General features: G+C 66.9%; 20 protein-coding genes. 4 read left to right on the top strand and 16 right to left on the bottom strand.

The features are described from left to right. Positions 1–51 precede the first annotated feature (51 nt). The 7 genes from T8K17_RS16560 to rpsB all read right to left on the bottom strand — a co-directional run bounded on the left by T8K17_RS16560 (position 52) and on the right by rpsB (position 6,079). Entirely contained in the window at positions 52–1,278 is a 1,227-nt protein-coding gene (locus tag T8K17_RS16560) for a 1-deoxy-D-xylulose-5-phosphate reductoisomerase (RefSeq protein ID WP_322330842.1), read from the bottom strand. Further along, entirely contained in the window at positions 1,272–2,129 is an 858-nt protein-coding gene (locus T8K17_RS16555; RefSeq protein WP_322330841.1) for a phosphatidate cytidylyltransferase, read from the bottom strand. The genes T8K17_RS16560 and T8K17_RS16555 overlap by 7 nt, the downstream gene beginning before the upstream one ends. Positions 2,130–2,141: 12 nt before the next feature. Beyond that, entirely contained in the window at positions 2,142–2,882 is a 741-nt protein-coding gene (locus tag T8K17_RS16550; RefSeq protein ID WP_322330840.1) for an isoprenyl transferase, read from the bottom strand. A 1-nt stretch (position 2,883) separates the two neighbouring features. Continuing rightward, on the bottom strand, positions 2,884–3,441 hold the full coding sequence (gene frr, locus T8K17_RS16545; RefSeq protein WP_322330839.1) for a ribosome recycling factor: 558 nt from the start codon (positions 3,439–3,441) through the stop codon (positions 2,884–2,886). A gap of 6 nt (positions 3,442–3,447) precedes the next feature. Then, positions 3,448–4,209: a UMP kinase gene (gene pyrH, locus T8K17_RS16540; protein WP_322330838.1), complete on the bottom strand. Its 762-nt coding sequence runs from the start codon at positions 4,207–4,209 to the stop codon at positions 3,448–3,450. Positions 4,210–4,239: 30 nt separating this feature from the next. Further along, a complete protein-coding gene (gene tsf, locus T8K17_RS16535) occupies positions 4,240–5,163 on the bottom strand; it encodes a translation elongation factor Ts (protein ID WP_322330837.1) in 924 nt (307 codons plus the stop codon). A gap of 112 nt (positions 5,164–5,275) precedes the next feature. Then, the gene (rpsB, locus tag T8K17_RS16530) at positions 5,276–6,079 is read right to left on the bottom strand and encodes a 30S ribosomal protein S2 (RefSeq protein ID WP_322330836.1); all 804 of its coding nucleotides are present in this window, start codon (positions 6,077–6,079) and stop codon (positions 5,276–5,278) included. A 160-nt stretch (positions 6,080–6,239) separates the two neighbouring features. Between rpsB and T8K17_RS16525 the strand changes: the two genes are divergently transcribed. Both T8K17_RS16525 and T8K17_RS16520 read left to right on the top strand, forming a co-directional pair. Beyond that, positions 6,240–6,611, top strand: a complete 372-nt coding sequence (locus tag T8K17_RS16525; protein WP_322330835.1) for a hypothetical protein — start codon at positions 6,240–6,242, stop codon at positions 6,609–6,611. Between the two features lie 49 nt (positions 6,612–6,660). Next, positions 6,661–7,146 (top strand): PAS domain-containing protein, encoded by a 486-nt coding sequence (locus tag T8K17_RS16520; protein WP_322330834.1) that lies wholly within the window; start codon positions 6,661–6,663, stop codon positions 7,144–7,146. A 29-nt stretch (positions 7,147–7,175) separates the two neighbouring features. On the opposite strand, the gene T8K17_RS16515 is transcribed toward T8K17_RS16520, so the two are convergent. Both T8K17_RS16515 and dnaE read right to left on the bottom strand, forming a co-directional pair. Then, positions 7,176–8,705, bottom strand: a complete 1,530-nt coding sequence (locus tag T8K17_RS16515; RefSeq protein ID WP_322330833.1) for a M81 family metallopeptidase — start codon at positions 8,703–8,705, stop codon at positions 7,176–7,178. 75 nt (positions 8,706–8,780) lie between these two features. Continuing rightward, entirely contained in the window at positions 8,781–12,272 is a 3,492-nt protein-coding gene (dnaE, locus tag T8K17_RS16510) for a DNA polymerase III subunit alpha (protein ID WP_322330832.1), read from the bottom strand. Positions 12,273–12,591: 319 nt separating this feature from the next. Between dnaE and T8K17_RS16505 the strand changes: the two genes are divergently transcribed. Next, positions 12,592–13,818, top strand: coding sequence for a pentapeptide repeat-containing protein (locus T8K17_RS16505; RefSeq protein ID WP_322330831.1), 1,227 nt, complete (start codon positions 12,592–12,594; stop codon positions 13,816–13,818). Between the two features lie 6 nt (positions 13,819–13,824). Here T8K17_RS16505 and T8K17_RS16500 read toward each other — a convergent pair whose 3' ends face one another. The 7 genes from T8K17_RS16500 to T8K17_RS16470 form a co-directional block, all read right to left on the bottom strand. After that, positions 13,825–14,559 carry an ABC transporter ATP-binding protein gene (locus tag T8K17_RS16500; RefSeq protein ID WP_416153121.1) on the bottom strand — a complete coding sequence of 245 codons (735 nt, stop codon included), beginning with the start codon at positions 14,557–14,559 and terminating at the stop codon, positions 13,825–13,827. Further along, complete coding sequence (locus T8K17_RS16495; RefSeq protein ID WP_322330830.1) at positions 14,552–15,799, bottom strand: lipoprotein-releasing ABC transporter permease subunit; 1,248 nt, start codon at positions 15,797–15,799, stop codon at positions 14,552–14,554. Before T8K17_RS16495 ends, T8K17_RS16500 begins: the two co-directional genes overlap by 8 nt. Positions 15,800–15,881: 82 nt before the next feature. Continuing rightward, positions 15,882–17,195, bottom strand: a complete 1,314-nt coding sequence (gene proS, locus T8K17_RS16490) for a proline--tRNA ligase (RefSeq protein WP_322330829.1) — start codon at positions 17,193–17,195, stop codon at positions 15,882–15,884. 208 nt (positions 17,196–17,403) lie between these two features. Next, complete coding sequence (locus T8K17_RS16485; RefSeq protein ID WP_322330828.1) at positions 17,404–17,892, bottom strand: MarR family winged helix-turn-helix transcriptional regulator; 489 nt, start codon at positions 17,890–17,892, stop codon at positions 17,404–17,406. Positions 17,893–17,999: 107 nt separating this feature from the next. Continuing rightward, positions 18,000–18,890 carry a 3-hydroxyisobutyrate dehydrogenase gene (gene mmsB, locus T8K17_RS16480; RefSeq protein ID WP_322330827.1) on the bottom strand — a complete coding sequence of 297 codons (891 nt, stop codon included), beginning with the start codon at positions 18,888–18,890 and terminating at the stop codon, positions 18,000–18,002. A gap of 75 nt (positions 18,891–18,965) precedes the next feature. After that, positions 18,966–20,042: an enoyl-CoA hydratase/isomerase family protein gene (locus T8K17_RS16475; RefSeq protein ID WP_322330826.1), complete on the bottom strand. Its 1,077-nt coding sequence runs from the start codon at positions 20,040–20,042 to the stop codon at positions 18,966–18,968. A gap of 34 nt (positions 20,043–20,076) precedes the next feature. Continuing rightward, a complete protein-coding gene (locus T8K17_RS16470; RefSeq protein WP_322330825.1) occupies positions 20,077–21,219 on the bottom strand; it encodes an isobutyryl-CoA dehydrogenase in 1,143 nt (380 codons plus the stop codon). Between the two features lie 215 nt (positions 21,220–21,434). Between T8K17_RS16470 and hemB the strand changes: the two genes are divergently transcribed. Then, complete coding sequence (hemB, locus tag T8K17_RS16465; RefSeq protein WP_322330824.1) at positions 21,435–22,460, top strand: porphobilinogen synthase; 1,026 nt, start codon at positions 21,435–21,437, stop codon at positions 22,458–22,460. Positions 22,461–22,560 lie beyond the last annotated feature (100 nt).

The raw sequence follows: 22,560 nt of genomic DNA, 5'->3' as shown, positions 1-22,560 counted from the left end.
GTGTCCTAACCCGTCCCGCCCCCGCAGCCCGGCCCTGACTTCACGGCGAACTTAAATCGCCGCCCCCGCATGCGCAATGGAGACGCCATCGAAACCGGCGATCACCTGCGCGGCGACCCGGCGTCCCTTGGCGTCGGCCGCAAAGACCGCCTCCAGATCGACGATGGGCTCGGTGGGGCAGCGCTGCAGCGTCTCCTCCACGACCGCGGCGATGTCGGTGAACCGGATCCGGCCGTCGACAAAGGCCGCCACCGCCGTCTCGTTGGCGGCATTGAGCACCGGTGCCGCATCGCCCTCGGCGCGCAGAGCCTCGCGGGCAAGACGCAGGGCGGGGAAGCGGTCGGTATCCGGGGCGAAGAAGCTGAGCTGGCCAATGGCGGCCAGGTCCAGGCGCTCCACCGGTGTGTCCATCCGTCGCGGCCAGGCAAGGCAATGGGCGATCGGCGTGCGCATGTCCGGCGAGCCAAGCTGCGCCAGGACCGAGCCGTCCACATAGGACACCATGGAATGGACCACGGACTGGGGATGGACCAGCACGTCGATGCGGTCCTCCGGCATGGCGAACAGGTGGTGCGCCTCGATCAGTTCCAGCCCCTTGTTCATCATCGTGGCGCTGTCGATGGAGATCTTCACCCCCATGGACCAGTTCGGATGCGCGACCGCCTGGGCCAGCGTCTTGCGGGCCATCTTCTCCCTGGAGAGGGTGCGGAACGGTCCGCCCGAGGCGGTCAGGATGATCTTCTCGATGCCGTCGCGCCGGGCGTCGTCGAAGACCTGGAAGATGGCGTTGTGCTCGCTGTCCACCGGCAGGATGCGGCAGCCGGCGCGGACCGCCTCCTCGGTGAACAGACGGCCGGCGCAAACCAGGGCTTCCTTGTTGGCCAGGGCGACGATCCCGCCGCGGCGCACCGCTTCCAGGGTCGGCGCCAGGCCGGCGGCGCCGACGATGGAGCTCATGGTCCAGTCGGCGCTACGGCGGCCGGCTTCCAGCACCGCCTCGTCGCCCGCCGCGGCTTCGATCCCGGTGCCGGACAGGGCGTCGCGCAGGGCCGGCCAGGCCGCCTCGTCGGCGATGGCGACGAAATCCGCCCCCACGGCCTTGGCCTGCTCGGCCAGCAGCGCGGCGTTCGCGCCGCCGGCGATGGCGGTCACCTTGAACCGGCCCGGGGCCCGGCTGATCAGGTCGATGGTGTTGGTACCGACCGAGCCGGTCGACCCCAGGATGCTGATCCGGCGCGGTGCGCCGTCCGTCCCCTCGCCAAGCGCCGGGTCTACCACTGCAGAACGCTCCTTCCGCTGGCCCACATGGCGAGCGCCACCACGGGCAGGACGGTCATCATGCCGTCGACCCGGTCGAGAATGCCACCGTGGCCGGGAATGAGGCTGCCGGAATCCTTGACCTTGAAGTGCCGCTTGACCGCGGATTCCAGAAGGTCGCCGGCCTGGGCGATCAGGGCGATGCCGATCGCCAGGGGCACCAGGGCCGCCCCGCGGGCGTCTTCGTGCAGCAGGGTGAAGACCCCCGCCACCATCATCGAGCCGGCCATGCCGCCGGCCAGCCCGGCCCAGGTCTTGGACGGGCTCACCTTCGGCATCAGCTTCGGCCCGCCGATGGTGCGGCCGGCCGCATAGGCGCCGATATCCGTCGCCGCCACGCTGGCGATCACATAGATCACCGTCTGCAGACCGAAATCGATATGCGAGCGCATCCACACCAGAGCCAGCGCCGGAAACACGGTCCCGATCACCGCCACGCCGAGCCAGACCGGCCCCACCACCCGAAGCTGGCGGGCGATCACCACCGCGATCGGCACGGAGATGCCGGCGCAGGCGACGGCGGCGGGAACATGAACGGTCAAGGCAATCACGAAGGACGCCAGCAGGGCGGCCATCAGCACCAGGCGCGTGCGGTGGCGGTCGGACGGGGCGGATACCAGGGCGCCCCACTCCCACGCCATGACACCGGCGATGAACAGAATGCCGACATCGAAGGCCGAGCCGCCGATCCAGATCAGCAGACCCGCGGCGGGGACGAGAACCAGCGAGGACAGCGTCCGCTTGAGCAGGTCGCCGGAGCGGGCCGCGGAAACGGGTCCGGTCTCCCCTCCGTCGTCCTTGCCGCCGCCCATGCGTCCCACCCTCTACCCGGTCGCCCGACCGTAGCGCCGGTCGCGGCGGGAGAATTCCTCCAGCGCGTCGACCAGATGCGCCCGGTCGAAATCCGGCCACAGAACATCGGTGAAGACGAGCTCGGCATAGGCGATCTGCCAGAGCAGGAAATTGGAAATCCGCCGCTCGCCGCTGGTGCGGATCAGCAGGTCCGGATCGGGAAGCCCGTCGGTGTCCAAGTTGGCCTGGACCGTCTCGTCGTCGATATCGGCCGTCGACAGGGTGCCGGCCGCGACCGCCTCGGCGATCCGGCGGACCGCATTGGTGATTTCGCCGCGGCTGCCGTAGCTCAACGCGATGTTCAGGCACAGCCCGGTATTGCCGGCGGTAAGCTGCTCGGCATTGTCGATCAGCGCCACGATATCGGCCGACAGCCGGGCGCGGTCGCCGAGCATCCGGATCCGCACGTTGTTCTTATGGAGTTCCGCCACCTCGCGCCGCAGGTAGTAGCGCAGGATGTTCATCAGCTCCGACACCTCGTCCTGCGGCCGGCTCCAGTTCTCCGAGGAGAAGCCGAACAGGGTCAGGTGACTGACGCCGAGCTGGGGTGCGCAGTCGACGACGCGGCGGACCGCCTTCACCCCTTCGCGGTGGCCGAAGGTGCGCGGCATGCCCCGGGCCCTCGCCCAGCGGCCGTTGCCGTCCATGATGATGGCAACATGCAGGGGCGCGGCCGTCTCGCCGGCGCCGATGGAGGGAGCCGCATCCACCATCTCAGACCTGCATGATATCCTTTTCCTTGGCCTCCAACGCCTCGTCGATCGCCTTGACGTGCGCGTCGGTCAGATCCTGGATCTCCTGCTCGTAGACGTGGCGGTCGTCCTGGCTCAGGTCGCCGTCCTTCTCCGCCTTCTTCAGCAGGTCCATGCCGTCGCGGCGCACGTTGCGCACCGCCACCCGGGCGTTCTCGGCATAATTCGCCGCGATGCGGCTGAGCTCCTTGCGGCGCTCCTCCGACAGATCGGGCAGCGGGATGCGGACGAGCTGGCCGTCGGATTGCGGATTCAGGCCGAGGTCGCTGTCGCGAATCGCTTTCTCCACCGCCTTGGTCATGCCGCGGTCCCAGACCTGGACCGACAGCATCCGGGGCTCCGGAACGCTAACCGTGCCGACCTGGTTGATCGGCATTCTGGCGCCGTAGGCCTCGACCATGATCGGATCCAGAAGGCTGACCGACGCCCGGCCGGTCCGCAATCCGCCGAACTCGCTTTTCAGCGAGGTGACGGCGCCGTCCATGCGGCGCTGGATATCGTCGAGATCGGGTTCCGCCATCGTCTGCTACTCCGTAATGATCGTATACCGGCCCCTGCCATGGACCACTTCGGCGAACGCACCGTTATTGTGAATGGAAAAGACCAGGATCGGAATCTCGTTCTCGCGGGCGAGAGAGATCGCCGAGGCATCCATCACCTTAAGGTCGCGCGTCAGTACGTCCATATAGCTTAACCGCTCGTAGCGGGTCGCCGTCGGGACCTTCATCGGGTCGGCATCGTAGACGCCGTCCACCTTGGTGGCCTTCAGAAGCGCGTCGCAGCCCATTTCCGATGCCCGCAGGGCGGCGGCGGTATCGGTCGTGAAGAACGGGTTGCCCGTGCCGGCGGCGAAGATCACCACCCGGCCCTTTTCCATGTGGCGCATGGCGCGCCGGCGGATATAGGGCTCGCAGACCGCCGCGATGGGCAGGGCCGACAGGACCCGGGTCTGGATCTCGCGGCGTTCCAGGGCGCTCTGCATGGCCAGCGAGTTCATCACCGTGGCCAGCATGCCCATGTAATCCCCGGTGGCCCGCTCCATGCCGGCGGCCGCCGCGGAAATGCCGCGGAAGATGTTGCCGCCGCCGATGACGAGGCAGACTTCCGTTCCGGCCTTGGAGACCGACTCGATCTCTCCGGCCACGCGATCGACCATTTCCGGGTCGATACCGTAGGAGAGGCCCCCCATGAGGGCCTCCCCCGAGATTTTCAGCAGGACGCGTTTGTAAGTGGGACCCTCGCCGCCGGTCTCGCCTCCGGCCGTTTCCCCGCTTCCGTCCTCCGCCATGCGTCTCTCCTTGCCGCTATGGCGTTGGGATTAATGGGCGAGCGTGGCGGCAACCTCGGCAGCGAAGTCGCTTTCCTCGCGCTCGATCCCCTCGCCCAGCTGCACGCGGGAGAACGCGGTCAGCTTCACCGGCGCGCCGACGGACTTGGCGGCGTTCTCGACGACCTTGGAGATGCGCGTCTCGCCGTCCACCACGAAGGTCTGCTCGAGCAGAACGACTTCCTGGTAGAACTTGCGCAGGCGGCCGTCGATCATCTTGGCGATGATCTCGTCGGTCTTGCCGCTGTCGCGGGCCTGCTCGACCAGCACCGCACGCTCACGCTCGATGGCGGCCGGATCCAGGTCGTCGGTCGACAGGCTCTGCGGCGCCGCGGCGGCCACATGCATGGCGATCTGCTTGCCCAGCTCGTTGAGCTTGTCCTTGTCGCCGGTGGACTCGAGCGCGACCAGGACGCCGATCTTGCCCAGGCCCGGCACGACCGCGTTGTGGACATACGGGACCACCACGCCGTCGGAGACCGACAGAACCTGCGCCCGGCGCAGGGACATGTTCTCGCCGATGGTCGCGATGTTGTGGGTCAGCTGCTCCTCGACGGTGCGACCGGTTCCCGGATAGGCGACGGTCTTCAGGGTCGCGATATCCTCGCCGTGCTCCAGGGCCATCTTCGTCACGGTCTCGACGAAGTTCTGGAAGGTATCGTTGCGCGCCACGAAGTCGGTCTCGGAGTTCACCTCCATCACCGCACCCTTGGTGCCGGCGACGGCGGTACCGACCAGACCCTCGGCCGCCACTCGGCCGGACTTCTTCGCCGCAGCGGCCAGGCCCTTCGTCCGGAGCCAGTCCACCGCCGCGTCCAGGTCGCCGTTGGTTTCGGTGAGCGCCTTCTTGCAGTCCATCATCCCTGCGCCGGACTTCTCGCGCAGTTCTTTCACCAGAGCAGCCGTGACAGCCATGGTTTGATCCTCGTCGCTGGTAAGGTTCCACGGCGGCGACCCGTTCGGCCGCCGCCTCGACTATGCCGTTGTCTTGCTTCCGCGCCGGACAAGCCGGGCGGTCGTCACCGGATCAGGCGCCGGCCTGCTGCTCGGCCGGTGCGGCGGCCGGGGCTTCCGCTTCGGCCGCCAGGGCCGGCTCGATCGGCGCCTCGACGCTCTCGCCCACATCGCCGCCCGAGGCCATCGCCTCGGCCTGGATGCCGCCGATGACCGCACCGGTCAGCAGCTCGGCATACAGCGCGATGGCGCGCATGGCGTCGTCGTTGCCCGGGATCGGGTAGGTCACGCCGTCCGGATCGCAGTTGCTGTCGAGGATCGCCACAACCGGGATGCCCAGGGTGTTGGCTTCCTGAATGGCCAGGGATTCCTTGTTGGTGTCGATCACCACCATGATGTCCGGCAGGCCGCCCATTTCCTTGATGCCGCCCAGCGCGCGCTCCAGCTTGTCGCGCTCGCGGGTCAGGCCCAGGGTCTCCTTCTTGGTCAGGCCGCCGACGCCAGCGTCCAGACGCTCTTCCAACTCCCGCAGGCGGCGGATCGAGTTGGAGATGGTCTTCCAGTTGGTCAGCATGCCGCCGAGCCAGCGGTGGTTCACGTAGTACTGGCCGGACTTCTTCGCCGCCTCGGCGACCATGTCGGCCGCCTGGCGCTTGGTGCCGACGAACAGCACGCGGCCGTTATTGGCGACCACGTCGCGCACGGCCTCCAGGGCGCGGTGCAGCAGTGGAACGGTCTGGCGCAGGTCCAGGATGTGGACGTTGTTGCGCACGCCGAAGATGTACGGCTCCATCTTCGGGTTCCAGCGACGGGTGTGGTGGCCGAAGTGGACACCAGCCTCGAGCAGCTGGCGCATGGTAAACGAAGGGACGGTCATGTCTTTCCTCGGGTTTTCCGGTTCAACCTCCACGAGCGATAGCCAAGACACGGTCTCGGCACCGGAGCGTGCCGTCCGATCCGGCAGAAACCGGGGTCGGGGGAACGCGTGCTCGTGTGCGGATTTAAGCGGGCGTCTCTCTACAGGCTGCAGACCGGTTTTGCAAGGACGCAGCGCGGCTCTTTTCCTGGCGGCGTCGCTTGCGGCGGGCGTCTTCCACCCCGGCTCTGCCGCCCGCGCCGAGCCTTTGGGCGACCGGATCGCCGAGGCCCTGTGCTACCCGCCCAGCGCCGAGACCCTGGACCTCACCGCCGGGGACCGCAAGCGGCTGCTCTCCGCCCCGCCGCTGGAGGGTGCCTACCGCGACATCCAGGGCAGCGAGGCCCGCGCCTGGTTCGAGGTGCTGCCCGACGGCAGCGCCCGGTGCCGCACGCCCGCCAACTCGACGATGACGGTGTATTTCTGCGCCGCCGTGAGCCTGGACGAAACCGGCCTGCGGCGGGCGCGGCGCCGGCTATGTAAATCACCGTAAATAAAGTATCTAAGGTGCCGGTTGGGGCCGGGTCGAGGGGATCGCCGGAATGCAGGAGGTGATGATCGCGCAAGCGCTCTCCGGGGAGCGCATGCAGTCGCCGATTGTGCGCGATGCCTATGCCTATTGGGCCGGCAAGCGGCGGGGCTGCCTGCTGCCCGCCCGTGCCGATATCGATCCGGTCGACATCCCCCGGCTCCTGCCCCATGTCTCGCTGGTCGAGCGCGAGGCCGCGACCGGCCGCTACCGCTATCGTCTGTTCGGCTCCGCCCTGGTGGAGATCCTGGGCCGGGAGCCGACCGGGAAATATCTGGACGAGATCTATCCGGACTTCGAGTCGAGCGAGAGCCGGCGGTATCGCGACCAGGTCTTCGAGATGGGCAAGCCGAGCCACCGGATCGGCAGGCCGTCCCTACGCTTCCCGAAGGATTTCGTCTCCGTCGAGCGGCTGTATCTCCCGCTGGCCGAGGACGGCCGGCGGGTCAACATGGTGATGGGCGTGCTGGTGTCCAGCATGGACACGCTGGACGACTGAGCGCGCCGCTCCATCGCCCAGAAGAGCCCCTACGACGGCGCAGTCCAGGTGGTGTCCGGATCCAGCGGATAGACCGGGCGCGGCAGGCCCTTCCAGTCGAAATTCGCCAGATTCGGCGAGGTCAGGCCCGGCACGTCCACCTCGATGATCCGCTCCGGCGGGAACAGGTGCTGGAAGCCCGCGCGGAAATGCCCGCGCGACTTCACCACGATCGAGCGCGCGCCGACCACGTCCAGCCCGAGTTCCTCGATGAAATCGGTGGAGAGGCACTGCTGGCGCTTGGTGATGACGATCAGGGTGATGCCGTCCAGCGCCAGGATCGCGGTGTCGCCCAGGCTGACGCTCTTGCCCTCGACCATGCCGTAGCGGCCGACGAACTCGCCGTCATGCAGGCGCACCACGCGGGCGTCCCATTCCAGCGGATCGGAATAGTTCGCGGTCTCCTCGGTATTCATTTTCGCCCGAAAGGTACCGCCCTCGCCGGCGGCTTGAGCCTGCTTCACCAGAGCCGGGTCGTAGAACACCGCGAAGACCGCGCCGTGGACGCCGGCCTCCAGGAAGGCCTTCAGGATGTAGGTGGTGTTGCCGCGTCCGCCGCCACCGGGATTGTCGGCCGGATCGGCGAAGAGGAGCGACGGCAAGACTTCGTCCGCCCCGACCGCCTTGGCCTTCGCCACCGCATCGTTCAGCGGCATCATGTTGGTCTGATAGCGCTCATGCTCGGCCCAGCCGGCCTTGGCCAGCTCGATCGCCAGCGCCTTGGCGTGGGCCGGATCGTTGCGGGTGGTCACGATCACCGTCATGCCGTTCTTCGGGGTGTCGGCGAAGGCGAAGCCGGAGACGATGGAGATGTTCATCACCCGGTCGTCCAGCTTGGTCTGGCCGAGCCGGATCAGGTCGCCATAGGGATGGCCCTCGGCGGTGAGCTGGGTGACCGACGGGGCGACCAGCGGCAGACGCACGCGATAGGCGGTCGGCTTGACCCCGGTGGTCAGCATCTCGTCCATGAGGATCGCCGCCTCGGCGCCGCGCTCGTAGATGTCCACATGCGGGTTCTCGCGGTAGCCGATCAGGATGTCCGCACTGTCCATCATCACCTCGGAGATGTTGCAGTGCAGGTCCAGGGTCGCCACCACGGCCACGTCCGGCCCGACGCAGCGCCGCACCAGGGCGAAGACCTCGCCGTCGGGATCGTGAGTATGGGTCGCAGTCGCCCCGCCATGCTCGGCGATGTAGACGCCGTCGAGCTTTCCGGCGGCTTTCAGGCCTTCCTCGAACTCGGCGAGCAGCTCGTTGAAGAAGCCCTCCTCCACCGGCCCCGCCGGCTGCGAGGCGGCATGGGTGATCGGCACCGGCTCCCAGCCGTCCGCCCCGTATTTATCGTCCATGACCGCGTAGAAGCCACGCACGCCGTTATAGAGCGGCGATGGCTCCTTGCGCGCCAGCTCGGTGATCTCCGCCCCCCGGTAATAGCCGCGCTGCTCGAAGTCCCAGCGCTTGCAGGGCGGCGCGAAGGCGTTGCTTTCCAGCGAGAATCCGAGAATGGCGATACGTTTCATGGTGGGCCCTTGGGTACGTGAGGTTTATCCCGACCTCATCACCGAAACGCCGCCAGGGCAATCCACGGAAACCGCCTAAAGATCCTTCACGTAGTCGATCCCCGGCAGTGCCTTCACCGCGCCGCGCAGGCGGCTCGACACCTGGTAAGCCTCCGGCAGCTTGATGCGGACGTCGCCGCGGGCGGTCGGGACCACCACGTGGATGCGGCCGCGGCCCCTGCCCTCGTTCTGGATCAGGCTCTTCAGCGTCTCCAGGGGCGAGGTGTCGTGCAGGAAGATCTCCAGCCCGGCGGCGGTGCGCTCCACCGCCTTGTCCAGCGGCTCCACCGAGGAGGCCAGCAGGCGCAGGTTGTCGTCCTCGATCCTCGCGTCGGCGCGGACCAGCAGCGGCTCGCCCGAATCCAGCAGATCCCGGGACGCGGCCAGCACCTCGGAGAACATGGTGACCTCGAACACGCCGGTGCGGTCGGTGAGCTGGGCGAAGGCGAAGCGGTTGCCGGACTTGGAGGTCCGGATCTGCCGGCCGACCACAATGCCGGCCAGCACCAGCCGTGTCTGTCCGCCCTTGCGCGCCGCCGCCGCCTGGGCCTCGGTGGAGGAGACCACCTCCAGCCGCGCCAGGCTCTCGGCATAGGCGTCGAGCGGATGGGCGGAGAGGTAGAAGCCGAGGGCGTCGAACTCCTCCTTCAGCCGGTCCATCTGCGGCCATTCCGGACGGCGCTTCAGTCGGATGTCCTGTTCCTGCGGAGTGCCGCCGTCGACGGCGAAGAGGCTCACCTGGTTGGACTTGCGCTCGCTCGCCGCGAGGCTGACGTGACGCACGACTGTCTCAAGGCTTTCAAATAGTTCCGCGCGGTTCTTATGAAGTTGATCGAAGGCACCGGCGCGGACCAGATTCTCCAGCAGACGTTTGTTGACCTGGGTCGGGTCGGCCCGGTCGGCGAAGTCGGACAGGCTCTTGAACGGGCCGTCCGCCTCGCGCATCTCCACCAGCGCGTCCATGGCCGAGCCGCCGACATTCTTCACGGCGGCAAGGGCATAGCGGATGCCGTAGCGGCCGTCCTCCAGCTTCTCGACCGCGAAATCGCGGCGCGACTTGTTGATGTCCGGCGGCAGGAGTTCGATCTTAAGCTTCTGCAATTCCTGACGGAACACGTTCAGCTTGTCGGTGTTCCCCATGTCATAGGTCATCGACGCGGCCAGGAACTCGACCGGGTAGTTCGCCTTCAGATAGGCGGTGTGATAGCTGACCAGGGCATAGGCGGCGGCGTGGGACTTGTTGAAGCCGTAACCGGCGAAGGCGGCGATCTGGTCGAAGATGCCGCTGGCCTGACCCTTATCCACGCCCTGCTCGACGGCGCCGTTCACGAATTTCTCGCGCTGGGCGTCCATCTCCTCCTTGATCTTCTTACCCATGGCCCGGCGCAGCAGGTCGGCGCCGCCCAGCGTGTAGCCCGAGAGCCGCTGGGCCGCCTGCTGCACCTGCTCCTGGTAAATCATGATGCCGAAGGTCTCCTTCAGCACCGGCTCCAGAACCGGGTGCATGTAGTCCGGCTGCTCCTCGCCGTGCTTGCAGGCGATGTATTTCGGGATGTTGGCCATCGGGCCCGGCCGGTACAGGGCCACGAGCGCGATGATGTCCTCGAAGCGGTCAGGGCGCAGGCGGCGCAGCACGTCGCGCATGCCCGAACTTTCCAACTGGAACACGCCGGTGCTCTCGCCCTTGGCCAGCATGGCGTAGGTCGGCCCGTCGTCGAGCGGCACCTGGGACAGGTCGATCTCGATCCCCCGCTCCTTCAGGTGATCGACGGCCCGCTGCAGCACGGTCAGCGTCTTCAGGCCCAGGAAGTCGAACTTCACCAGCCCCGCCTGCTCGACCCATTTCATGTTGAACTGGGTGACCGGCATGTCGGAGCGCGGGTCGCGGTAGAGCGGCACCAGATGGTCGAGCGGCCGGTCGCCGATCACCACGCCGGCGGCGTGGGTCGAGGAGTTTCTGTACAGCCCCTCCAGCTTGAGCGCGGTCTTGATCAGGTTGGCGACGTTTTCGTCGGCGTCGCGCTGCGCCCGCAGCTCCTGCTCGGTCTGCAGCGCCTGTTCCAGGGTGACCGGATTGGCCGGATTGTTCGGCACCAGCTTGCAGATCCGGTCGACCTGGCCGTAGGGCATTTCCAGGACCCGGCCGACGTCGCGCAGGGCGGCACGGGCCTGGAGCTTACCGAAGGTGATGATCTGGGCGACCCGGTCGCGGCCGTATTTCTCCTGCACGTAGCGGATCACCTCGTCGCGGCGGTCCTGGCAGAAGTCGATGTCGAAGTCGGGCATGGACACGCGTTCGGGGTTCAGGAAGCGCTCGAACAGCAGCCCCCAGCGCAGCGGGTCCAGATCGGTGATCAGCAGCGAATACGCGACGAGCGAGCCGGCACCCGATCCGCGGCCCGGCCCGACCGGGATGTTCTTGGCCTTCGCCCATTTGATGAAGTCCGACACGATCAGGAAGTAGCCGGGGAAGCCCATCTGCTCGATGATCCCGAGCTCCATCGCCAGCCGCTCGCGATACGGCTTCGCCGCCTCCTCGCGGGCCGCCGCGTCCATCTCGGGGGTATAGACATGCGCGGCGAGCCGGCCTTCCAGCCCCCCCTCGGCCTGGGCGCGCAGTTCCTCGGCCTCGGTGCGGCCGCCCTCGGTGTCGAAGCGCGGTAGAATCGGCGCCAGCTTCTCCGGCATCACCGCGCAGCGCCGGGCAATGACGAGAGTGTTGTCGAGCGCCTCCGGCAGGTCGGCGAACAGCTCGCGCATTTCCTCCGCCGTCTTGAAGCGGTGATGCGGGGTCACGCGCCAGCGCTTGGGATTGCCGATGGTCGTGCTCTGGGCGATGCACAGCAGCACGTCCTGGGGCTCGTGCATGCCCGGATCGGCGAAGAACACGTCGTTGGTCGCCACCAGCGGCAGATCGCGGGCATAGGCGAGGTCGATCAGCGGTCCCTCGATCCGGTTCTCGTCCTCCAGGAAGTGGCGCTGCAGCTCGATATAGAGCCGCCCCGGGAACAGGGCCTCCAGCCGCGTCAGCATGGCCTCCGCGTCGGTGCGGCGCCCCTCCAGCAGCAACCGGCCCAGGCCGCCCTTCAGGCCGCCCGTGAGGGCGATCAGGCCGTCGGTGCGCCCCTCCATGTCGTCCAGGGAGATCTGCGGCGCCTCCTCCCCCGTGCCGTCGAGGAAGGCCCGGCTGACCAGGCTCATCAGGTTGCGGTAGCCGGCCTCGTTCTGGGCGATCAGCGGGAGCTGGTCCGGCAGCACGTCGCGGCCGCCGACGACCCGCAGGCCGCGCTGTTCGGTGTCGACCGGCCGGCGGATGTTGAGCTGCACGCCGACGATCGGCTGCACCCCCTCGCCCGACGCCGTCACCGCGAATTCCAGCGCGCCGAACATGTTGCCGCTGTCGGTCATGGCGACGGCGGGCATGTTGTTCTGCTTTGCCAGCTTCACGAGCTGCTTGGCGTGAATCGCCCCTTCCGCCAGGGAATAGGCGGAATGCACACGGAGATGGACGAAATCGGCGTGGGTCATGCGGGGGCCTCCGGAGGGAACACCGATCTTCCCATACCGCCCGGCGCGGTGTCACGGCGAACGTCGAAACCGACGGCGGACGGGTCCGCCGGGATCCCGCCACCGCACAACCGGGCTCGGGAATCGCCGGAGGCCCGCAGGCCTAACCCCTTGCTGCCGCGGCGTTGTACGCTCGCTCAGTCTGTCGAGAATATAGTTAAAATACGCGCTAAATCACTATAATTGAATTGATTTTTTGACGAGTCAGGCGGCCAAGTTAAGACAGTTTTAAGTCTGTTCGGGCAAGGTACACGTCCTGACTAGGGAGGTGTTTGCCGACATGTCCGTCGCAGAGCAATTGGAACCGTCCACCACACCGAACGATATCCAGTCGGTTTTTCGCGCCCATGTCGCGTACCTGCGCGGCGAGCCGGGCGGGCGCCGCTGCATGATCAAGTCGGCGAAGCTGGACGGCCGCGACCTGGCAGGGCTCAACCTGCACCAGGCGACCCTGTTCGGCTCGACCATGACGCGGGCGTCCCTGGAGGACACGGACCTCTCCCAGGCCGACCTGTTCGCGTGCGATTTCTCCGCCGCCAACCTGCGCAATGCCTGCCTGAACAAGGCCGACCTGCGCGGCGCGAATTTCACCCTGGCCAACCTGACGGGTGCGAAACTGCGCGCGGCCGATCTGCGGCCCGGCCACATCCTGCAATGGGGCGAGGAGGTCAAGCGCAACGCCAGCCTCGCCGACGCCACGCTCGACGGCGCGGACCTGTCCGAGGCCAACATCTCCGAAGCCAATATGGCCATGGCCAGCGCCAAGGGCGCGGTGTTCCACGACGTGGTGCTGCACGCTGTCAATCTGGCGGGCGCGGATCTGTCCGGCGCGGACCTGACCGGCTGCAACCTGAAGAACGCCAACCTGACCGGAACGAACCTGGACGGCGCGGATCTGTCCGGGGCCAACCTGACCGACGCCAACCTGCGCAATGTCGACCTGTCGAAGGCGAATATCGAGACCGCGAACATGATGGGCGCGATCCACCGCGACAGTCAGCGGCCGTTGCCCGGCGAGATCGAGGTCATGCTGCGCGAGCACAGCAAGTGGATCGCCAGCAACGGCGCCATGGGCTCCCGCGCCAACTTCAAGGATTTCGATCTGGAGGAGCTGGACTTCTCGAGCTGCGACGTGCGCGGCGTCTGCTTCGACGGCGCCAATCTTCGGGGTGCCGCCTTCGTGCGATCCGAGCTTTTCCTCAGCTCGTTCCAGGGCGCCAACCTGGAGGAGACCGATTTCTCCTTCGCCCGCGCCTCGGGCACCAACTTCGCCGGCGCCGTGATGGCCGGTGCGGTCTTCATCAGCACGCGGGTGGAAGACGCCGAGATCATCGGCCCCGAGGGCATCAAGACCGGCCGCAGCCTGTTCGCACGGTTTCGGGGCGCGAAGCTGAATGGCGTCAACTTTGCCGGATGCGTGTTCGACGGCGCCGACTTCTCCGATGCCGACCTGACCGGGGCGAAACTCGAATTCGCCAAGATCAAGCGGGCCAACGGCCTCGGCTGAGCCCGCTCAGAGCGTCCGCTCGACCAGGCGCCCGTCGCGGAGTTCCACCACCCGGTCCATCTGGGCCGCCAGATCCAGGTTATGGGTGGCGATCAGCGCGGACAGGCCCGTCCCCTTCACGATGTGGGTGAGCTGGGCAAACACGTCCGCCGCCGTCTGGGGATCCAGATTTCCGGTGGGCTCGTCCGCCAGAAGAACGCGCGGCACATTGGCGATGCCGCGGACGATCGCCACCCGCTGCTGCTCGCCGCCCGACAGCCGGGCCGGACGATGGCTCGCCCGCTCGCTCAGCCCCACCATGTTCAGAAGCTGATCCGCCCGCTCCCGCGCCTCGCGCCTGGACAGGCCGGCGATCATCTGCGGGATCATGACGTTCTCGCGGGCCGAGAACTCGGGCAGCAGGTGATGGAACTGGTAGACGAAACCGATCGTGCGCTGGCGGAAGCGGGTGCGCTCGCTGTCGCCGAGCTCGGCGCAGTTGCGCCCGCCGACGATCACCTTGCCGCTGGTCGGCTGCTCCAGAAGGCCGGCGATGTGCAGCAGGGTCGACTTGCCCGCACCCGAGGGGCCGACCAGGGCGACCATCTGACCCTCGTTCAGGGTGAGATCGATGCCGCGCAGCACCCGCAGGGACTGGTCGCCCATGCCGAAGACACGGGTCACCCCTTCCAGTACCAGCGCCTTGCCGTCCTTGGACTGGGGACGAGGCGACGACGGCGGCGGCATCAGCGGCTCATTCATAGCGCAGGGCCTCGACCGGATCGACGCGGGCCGCGCGCCACGCCGGGTAGATCGTCGCGGCGAAGCTGAGGCCCAGGGCCATGGCGATCACCAGGATCACCTCGGTCGGATCCATCTTGGCCGGCACGTTGGTCAGGAAGTAGACCTCCGGCGGGAAGACCGAGGTGCCGAACAGGGCTTCCACCCAGTCCTGGATCGCTTCGATGTTCAGGATGAACACCAGCCCCAGGGCGGCGCCGACGAGGGTTCCGAGCACGCCGATGCTGGCGCCGGTCATGAAGAAGATCCGGGTGATCATGCCGCGCGACGCGCCCATGGTCCGCAGCACGGCGATGTCCCTGCCCTTGTCCTTCACCAGCATGATCATCGAGCTGATGATGTTGAAGGCGGCGACCAGGATGATCAGCGTCAGGATCAGGAACATGACGTTGCGTTCGACCTGCAACGCGTTGAAGAAGCTGCTGTTCTGCTGCTGCCAGTCGCGGAAATACACTTCCGCCGGCAGCGCCTGGACCATGTTCAGCCGGACCTCCTTGAGGGAATCCGGATCGACGGTGAAGATCTCCAGCGCGTTCACCGAATCGCCCTTCTGGAAGAACACCTGGGCGGCCTCTAGCGGCATGTAGACGAAGCTGTTGTCGTATTCGTACATCCCGACCTCGAACAGCGCGACGACCTGATAGGCCTTCATGCGCGGCACGCTGCCGACGACGGTGACGGCGGAGCTCGGGGAGATCAGGGTGACCCGGTCGTCGAGTCGCAGCCCCATCCGATTGGCCAGCCGGGTGCCCAACACCACCGCGTCCTTGCCCTCGAAATCATCGAGGCTCCCGGCGGTGATGTTGTCGGCGATCAGCGGCTTGGCCTTGAGGTCGCTGGGCCGCATGCCGCGCACGGCACCGCCCGAGGCGACGCCGTTGGCGGTCAGCATCGCCTGGCCTTCGACCTGGGGCGTGACGCTGAACACGCCCGGCACGGAGGCCGCCTCGACCACGAGCTGGTCGTAGTTCTCGATGGAGCCGTCCACGGCATAGATCCCGGCATGGCCGTTCAGACCCAGGATCCGGCCGATCAGCTCGGCCCGGAACCCGTTCATAACGCTCATGACGATGATCAGGGTCGCGACCCCGAGCCCGATACCGAGAAGGGAGAACCCGGCGATGACCGAGATGAATCCCTCCTGGCGGCGCGCCCGCAGATAGCGCATCGCCACCATTCGCTCGAAAGCCCCGAAAATCATGCCCGCCCTCTGTGTGAGGCGCGCACTGTCGGCGCCATATGCGGCGAGATCGTGGCGCGCGCCATGGTCTCCGGGCCTCCGCTCAGCCGGCGAACCGGTTCAGCGCGGCCTCCGGCGACATCTCCTCGCGCTCGCCCGACTTGCGGTTCTTAACCTCGACCACGCCGTTGGCGAGTCCGCGCGGCCCGACGACGATCTGCCAGGGCAGTCCGATCAGGTCCATGGTGGCCAGCTTGGCGCCCGGCCGGTCGTTGCTGTCGTCCATCAGCACCTCGACCCCGGCCTTGCCGAGCTTGGCATACAGGTCTTCGGTGGCGGCGTCGCAGGCGGCGTCGCCGACCTTCAGGTTGACCAGGCCGATGTGGAACGGTGCCACCTCTTCCGGCCAGACGATGCCGTTCTCGTCGTGGCACGCCTCGATGATGCCGCCGACCAGACGGGAGACGCCGACGCCGTAGGAGCCCATATGGACCACGGTGTCCTTGCCGTCCGGTCCCGCCACCTTGGCGCCCATCGGATCGGAATACTTGGTGCCGAAATAGAAGATGTGGCCGACCTCGATGCCGCGGGTGTTCACCAGATCCGCCGCTTCGACCGGACAGGCGGCCGCATCGTGCTTCTCGTCGGTGGCGGCATAGCGCGCCAGGCAGGCGTCGACGATCGGCTGCAGGTCTCCCTCGTAGTCGACATCGGCCGGCACCGCGTCGGTGGTCAGCCAGTCCTTATGGCAGAACACCTCGCTCTCGCCGGTCTCGGCCAGGATGATGAACTCGTGGCTCATGTCGCCGCCGATCGGGCCGCTGTCGGCCGCCATCGGGATCGCCTTCAGGCCGAGCCGGTCGAACGTGCGCAGATAGGCGACGAACTGGCGATTGTAATTGGCCTTGGCCGTCTCGAGATCCAGGTCGAAGGAATAGGCGTCCTTCATCAGGAACTCGCGGCCGCGCATCACGCCGAAACGGGGACGCACCTCATCGCGGAACTTCCACTGGATGTGATAGAGCCGGCCCGGCAGCTCCTTGTAGCTGCGCACATGGGTGCGGAAGATGTCGGTGATCTGCTCCTCGTTGGTCGGCCCGTAGAGCATGTCGCGCTCGTGCCGGTCGGTGATGCGGAGCATCTCCTTGCCGTAATCGTCGTAACGGCCGCTTTCGCGCCACAGGTCCGCTGGCTGGATGGTCGGCATGAGGACCTCGTTCCAGCCCGCGGCGTTCTGCTCCTCGCGCACGATCTGCTCGATCCGCTTCAGCACCTTGAAGCCGAGCGGGAGCCAGGAATAGATGCCGGCGCTGGACTGCTGCATCATTCCCGCCCGCAGCATGAGGCGGTGCGACACGATCTCCGCCTCGCGGGGCGTGTCCTTCATGGTCGGCAGGAAATAGCGGGACAGGCGCATCGAGTTCCTCGGCTACAACAGGTGACGCGCCGGCCGGCGCGGATCCGCGCGTCCCTGGCAACAGAGCCCAGGGCGCGATGCGGCGCACTCTAGAAAAGCGCCCAAGCCCTGTCCAAGAGAAAACCGGCCAAAGGGCTCTCGCCCGGCCGGGTCTCGGAAAGTGTCAGGCAACTGGCAGACTGGAAGAGGCCTGAACGGCCGGAAAGTCTCAGACGCCGCGCAGGCCGAAATTCAGCAGCGAGATCCAGAACCGCTCGAGATCGCGGTAGGACGTGCTGGCGACCTTAAGGTTGCCCGCCTCGACCGGCACGCCCGGCAGCGCCTTGGCATGGCGCTCGAACATGGCGTCGATCTCCTTGCACAGCGCCAGGCCCTTGTCGGACAGACGCACGCGGATCGAACGGCGGTCATGGGTGGAGCGCTCCTGCACCAGATAGCCGTTCTCGACCATCTTGCGCACGTTGTACGACACGTTGGAGCCCAGGTAGTAGCCGCGGTTCGTGAGTTCGCCGACCGTCAGCTCTTCGTCGCTGATATTGAACAGGATCAGCGCCTGAATGTTATTGATGTCCTCGACGCCGATACGATCCAGCTCGGTCTTCACCACTTCCAGAAACTGGCGGTGAAGACGTTCGATCAGCTTGATCGCATCCAAATACTCGCGGCGAAGGTCCGTCACATCATCCGTCATTGTCATCGCCATAATCCCGCCGCTACTCGCCCCTGCAACCGGTACCATCGGAGACGCGCATCCACCAACGGGTCTAGACCAACACGTCTACACACGCAACTCGTTTCAGTTAATTAGAAATCACCATCGCCCCGGATCATGTTGATGATGCCCGAGAAATCGACATCGGCGTTGCCCCGGTCGACAAAGTCCCGGAACAATTGCAGGGCTTCCGCACCGAGCGGAGTCTGGGCATGCACCTGCTCGGCCGCGTCCTGAGACAGGCCCAGATCCTTGAGCATCATCGCCGCCGAGAACCCCGGCTTGAAGCCACGGTTGGACGCCGCGGTCTCGACGAGGCCCGGCACCGGACAGTAGGTGGTCATGGCCCAGCTCTGACCGGAGGATTTGGCGCTGATGGCGAACAGCTTGGCGGTGTCCAAGCCCAGCTTTTCCGCCATTGCGAAGGCCTCGCACTGGCCGATCATGTTGATCGCCAGCATCATGTTGTTGCAGACCTTGGCGGCCTGGCCGGTGCCGCTGTCGCCGGTCAGCACGATGGTCTTGCCCATCGCCTCAAGGATCGGCTTGGCCCGCTCGAACGCCGCTTCGGATCCGCCGACCATGAAGGTCAGGGTCCCGGCCTCGGCCCCGGTCGTGCCGCCGGAGACCGGCGCGTCGATCATCTCCAGCCCCTTTTCGGCGGCCTGCCCGGCGACCTCGCGGGCGGTCGCCACATCGATCGTCGAGCAATCGATAAGCAGCGTCCCCTCCGCTACCTTTGCGAGAATCGACTCGCCGTAGACGGCCTTCACCTGGGGGCCGGCGGGGAGCATCGTGACGACCACCTCCACCGACTCGGCACATTCCGCCGCCGAACCCGCGATCTCTCCGCCCGAGTCCTTGAGGGCGTTCATCTGATCCGATGACAGATCGAAGCCGCGCACCGCGTGCCCCGCCTTGACCAGATTGATGGCCATGGGCAGGCCCATGTTGCCGAGCCCGATGAAACCGATCGTCGCCATGTCGTCCCTCCCAAGGACCCAAGTGTTCTTGTCGCTACTGCGTGCCGGCCATGCTCAAGGCTCCCCGGCGCGCGGTCAAGCCAGGGACCAGTCCCCTTGCGCGGGCGCTTTGAAATGCGCCGCCACGATGTCGTCTCCGACCTCCGCCAGGGTGGCCGGCTGCCATTTCGGATCGTGGTCCTTGTCGACCAGCACCGATCGGATGCCCTCGTAATAATCGTGCCCGGCCATGCAGGCCTGGGACAGCCGGTATTCCAGCAGCAGCACGTCGGCGAGGTTCGAGGCCTCCCGGCCGCGGCGCATCAGTTCCAGGCTGATCTTCAGGCTGGTCGGCGACTTGTGCAGCAGGCTGTCGCGGGTCTCGATGGCGAAGTCGGATCCGTCCGCCGACAGGGCGTCGATGATCTCCTCGACGGAGTTCGGCTTGAAGCACGCGTCGATCAGCGCCCGGTGCGGCGCCAGCGGGTCCTCGCCGGCCGGCTCCGACAGCCGCTCCAGCACGTCGTTCACCGCGGTACGGCCCTGGGCGCCGATGGCCAGGGCGGAGGCGAGTTGGGCCTCGAACCCTTCCAGGCGGCTCGACGGAACGTAGTGCGTGGCGATGCCCAGCGCGCAGGCGCCGGCAGCATCCAGACGCGCCCCGGTCAGCGCCAGATAGGTTCCGGTCTCGCCCGGCAGGCGCGGCAGGAACCAGCCGCCGCCCACATCCGGGAACAGGCCGATCGCCGTCTCCGGCATGGCGAACATCAGCCGCTCGGTGGCGATGCGGTGCGAGCCGTGGATCGACACCCCGACGCCGCCGCCCATGGTCACGCCGTCCAGCAGCGCCACGAAGGGCTTTGAGAAGGCGTGGATCTGGTGGTTCAGCCGGTACTCGTCGAAGAAGAACCACTTGGAGAGTTCCGACGGCTCGCCGCCGTTGTCTTCCTTCACCGACCGCCACACCGCGCGGACGTCGCCGCCGGCGCAGAACGCCTTCTCGCCCTCGCCCTTGATCACCACGGCGCCGATGGCGTCGTCATGCTCCCAGTCCTCGAGCTTGGCCGCCATCTCCTTGACCATGCCATGGGTCAGGGCGTTCAGCGCCTTGGGACGGGTCATCTCGACGGTCGCGAGGCCGCCATCGGTGGAAAACTTGATCTCGTCGCTCACGTCCGTCTCCGGCAGGGGTCAGATATGGGTGGTCTCAATTGGCCAGCAGCTTGCGGGCGATGATGACCCGCATGATCTCGTTGGTCCCTTCCAGGATCCGATGCACGCGCAGGTCCCGCAGCAGCCGCTCGATCGGGTAGTCCTTCAGGTACCCGTAACCGCCATGAAGCTGCAATGCCTCGTCGACGATGCGGTAGCCGATATCGGTGGCGAAGCGCTTGGCCATGGCGGCGTGCTGGGTGGCCTCGGGAGATTTCGCGTCGAGACTCGCCGCGGCCCGGTGCACCATCAGCCGGGCGGCCTCCAGCTCGGTCGCCATGTCGGCGAGGCGGAACTGGGTCGCCTGGAAGTCGGCGATCGCCTGGCCGAAGGCCTTGCGGTCCTTCACGTAAGCCAGGGAAGCGTCCAGCGCCGCCCGCGCGCCGCCCAGCGAACAGGCGGCGATGTTGATTCGCCCGCCGTCCAGTCCGGCCATGGCGATGCGGAACCCCTGCCCCTCGGCCCCGACCAGATTCTCCGCCGGCACCTTGCAGTCGTCGAAATTGACCATGGCGGTCGGCTGGCTGTTCCAGCCGAGCTTCTTCTCGTTCTCGCCGAACGAAAGTCCCGGCGTGTCCTTCTCCACCAGAATGCAGGAGATGCCCTTGGGTCCCTCCTCGCCGGTACGGCACATCACGGCATAGACGTCGCTGGTGCCGCCGCCGGAGATGAAGGCCTTGCCGCCGTTCAGCACGTAGTGGGAATTGCCGACCTTCTCCGCCCGGGTCTTCAGCGCCGCCGCGTCGGACCCGGCCCCCGGCTCGGTCAGGCAGTAGCTGGCGATCTGCTCCATGGACGCGAGCTTCGGCAAGAAGCGCTGGCGGATCTCATCGCTGCCGTAGCTGTCGACCATCCAGGCGACCATGTTGTGGATCGACAGGAATGCCGCGGTGGACACGCAGCCGGCCGACAGTTCCTCGAAGGCGATCGCCGCGTCGAGCCGGCCGAGCCCCGAGCCGCCGACATCGTCGCGCACATAGATCGCGCCGAGGCCCAACTCCGCCAGTTCCTTCAGCACATCGACCGGGAAATGGGCCTTTTCGTCCCATTCGGCCGCGTTCGGCGCCAGCCGCTCGGCGGCAAAGGAGCGGGCCATATCCTGGATCGCGCGCTGCTCTTCGCTGAGTTGGAAGTCCATCTGAGTCCCTCCTGCGGGGTTGCGCCGGGGTTGTTTCCGAGCGGCTGTCGGGCCGGGCATGCGGTGCGTGGCTTACCGACCGGGGCGGCGCGGGATATTCTGAACCGCGCCGCGGCAAGTCAACGGTGCCCCAAGGTCAACCGGGCGTCGGCGCCGTTGCATCGCTAGATGGGACGCTTACACTCAGGCGCAACAACAAGACGAACGAGGACGCCATGCCCTTCAACGGCCGCCCCAAGACCCTGATCGCGCCGTCCACCGGCTATCCGACCACCCGCCTGCGCCGGCCGCGCCAGGCCGACTGGTCGCGCCGGATGGTGGCGGAGAACGCGCTGAGTGTGAACGACCTGATCTGGCCGGTCTTCGTCCATGCCGGCGACCAACCGCGGATTCCCGTGGAGAGCATGCCGGGCGTGATGCGCTATTCCGTGTCGGAGCTGGCCGAGGTGGCACGCGAGGCGGCCGATCTCGGCATCCCGGTCATGGGCGTGTTCCCCTATGTGGAAGGCGAGCTGAAGGACGCCCAGGGCAGCTACGCCGTGGCCGACAACAACGTGGTCTGCCAGGCGGTCGAGGCGGTGAAGAACGCCGTGCCGACCCTCGGCGTGATGTGCGACGCCGCCCTCGACCCGTTCACCAGCCACGGCCATGACGGGCTGCTGGAGGACGGCTCCATCCTGAACGACGAGACGGTGGAGATCCTGGTCCGCCAGTCGGTGCTGCAGGCCAGTGCCGGCTGCGACATCATCTCGCCGTCGGACATGATGGACGGCCGGGTCGGCGCGATCCGCAAGGGGCTCGACGAGGCCGGGTTCCAGAACGTGCTGATCATGTCCTACGCGGCGAAGTACGCCTCGGGCTTCTACGCGCCGTTCCGCGCGGCGGTGGGGTCGGCCTCGACCCTGGGCTCGGCGTCGAAATCGACCTACCAGATGGATCCGGCCAATTCCGACGAGGCCCTGCGCGAGGTGGCGCTGGACATCGCCGAGGGTGCGGACATGGTGATGGTGAAGCCGGGCATGCCCTATCTCGACATCGTGCGCCGGGTGAAGGACACGTTCGGGGTGCCGACCTACGCCTATCAGGTATCGGGAGAGTATTCGATGATCATGGCCGCGGCCGAGCGCGGCTGGATCGACGGCGAGCGGGCGATGATGGAGAGCCTGATGGGCTTCAAGCGCGCCGGCGCCGACGGGATTCTCACCTACTTCGCCGTCGAGGCGGCCAAGCGGCTGAAATAGGGGGGAGCGCTCTCCCCCTTTCCTCCCTCACCTCACTCCCCGGCCTTGTGCCGGGGCAAGGTGTCAGCAGGCGTGGTTCAGGGGAGAAACCTTCGACGCC

Origin of the sequence: Thalassobaculum sp. OXR-137, assembly GCF_034377285.1 — a bacterium.
Taxonomy (GTDB): Bacteria; Pseudomonadota; Alphaproteobacteria; order Thalassobaculales; family Thalassobaculaceae; genus Thalassobaculum.
The sequence above is the reverse complement of the archived record's forward strand: the minus strand, read 5'-3'. Positions and strand labels throughout refer to the sequence as shown.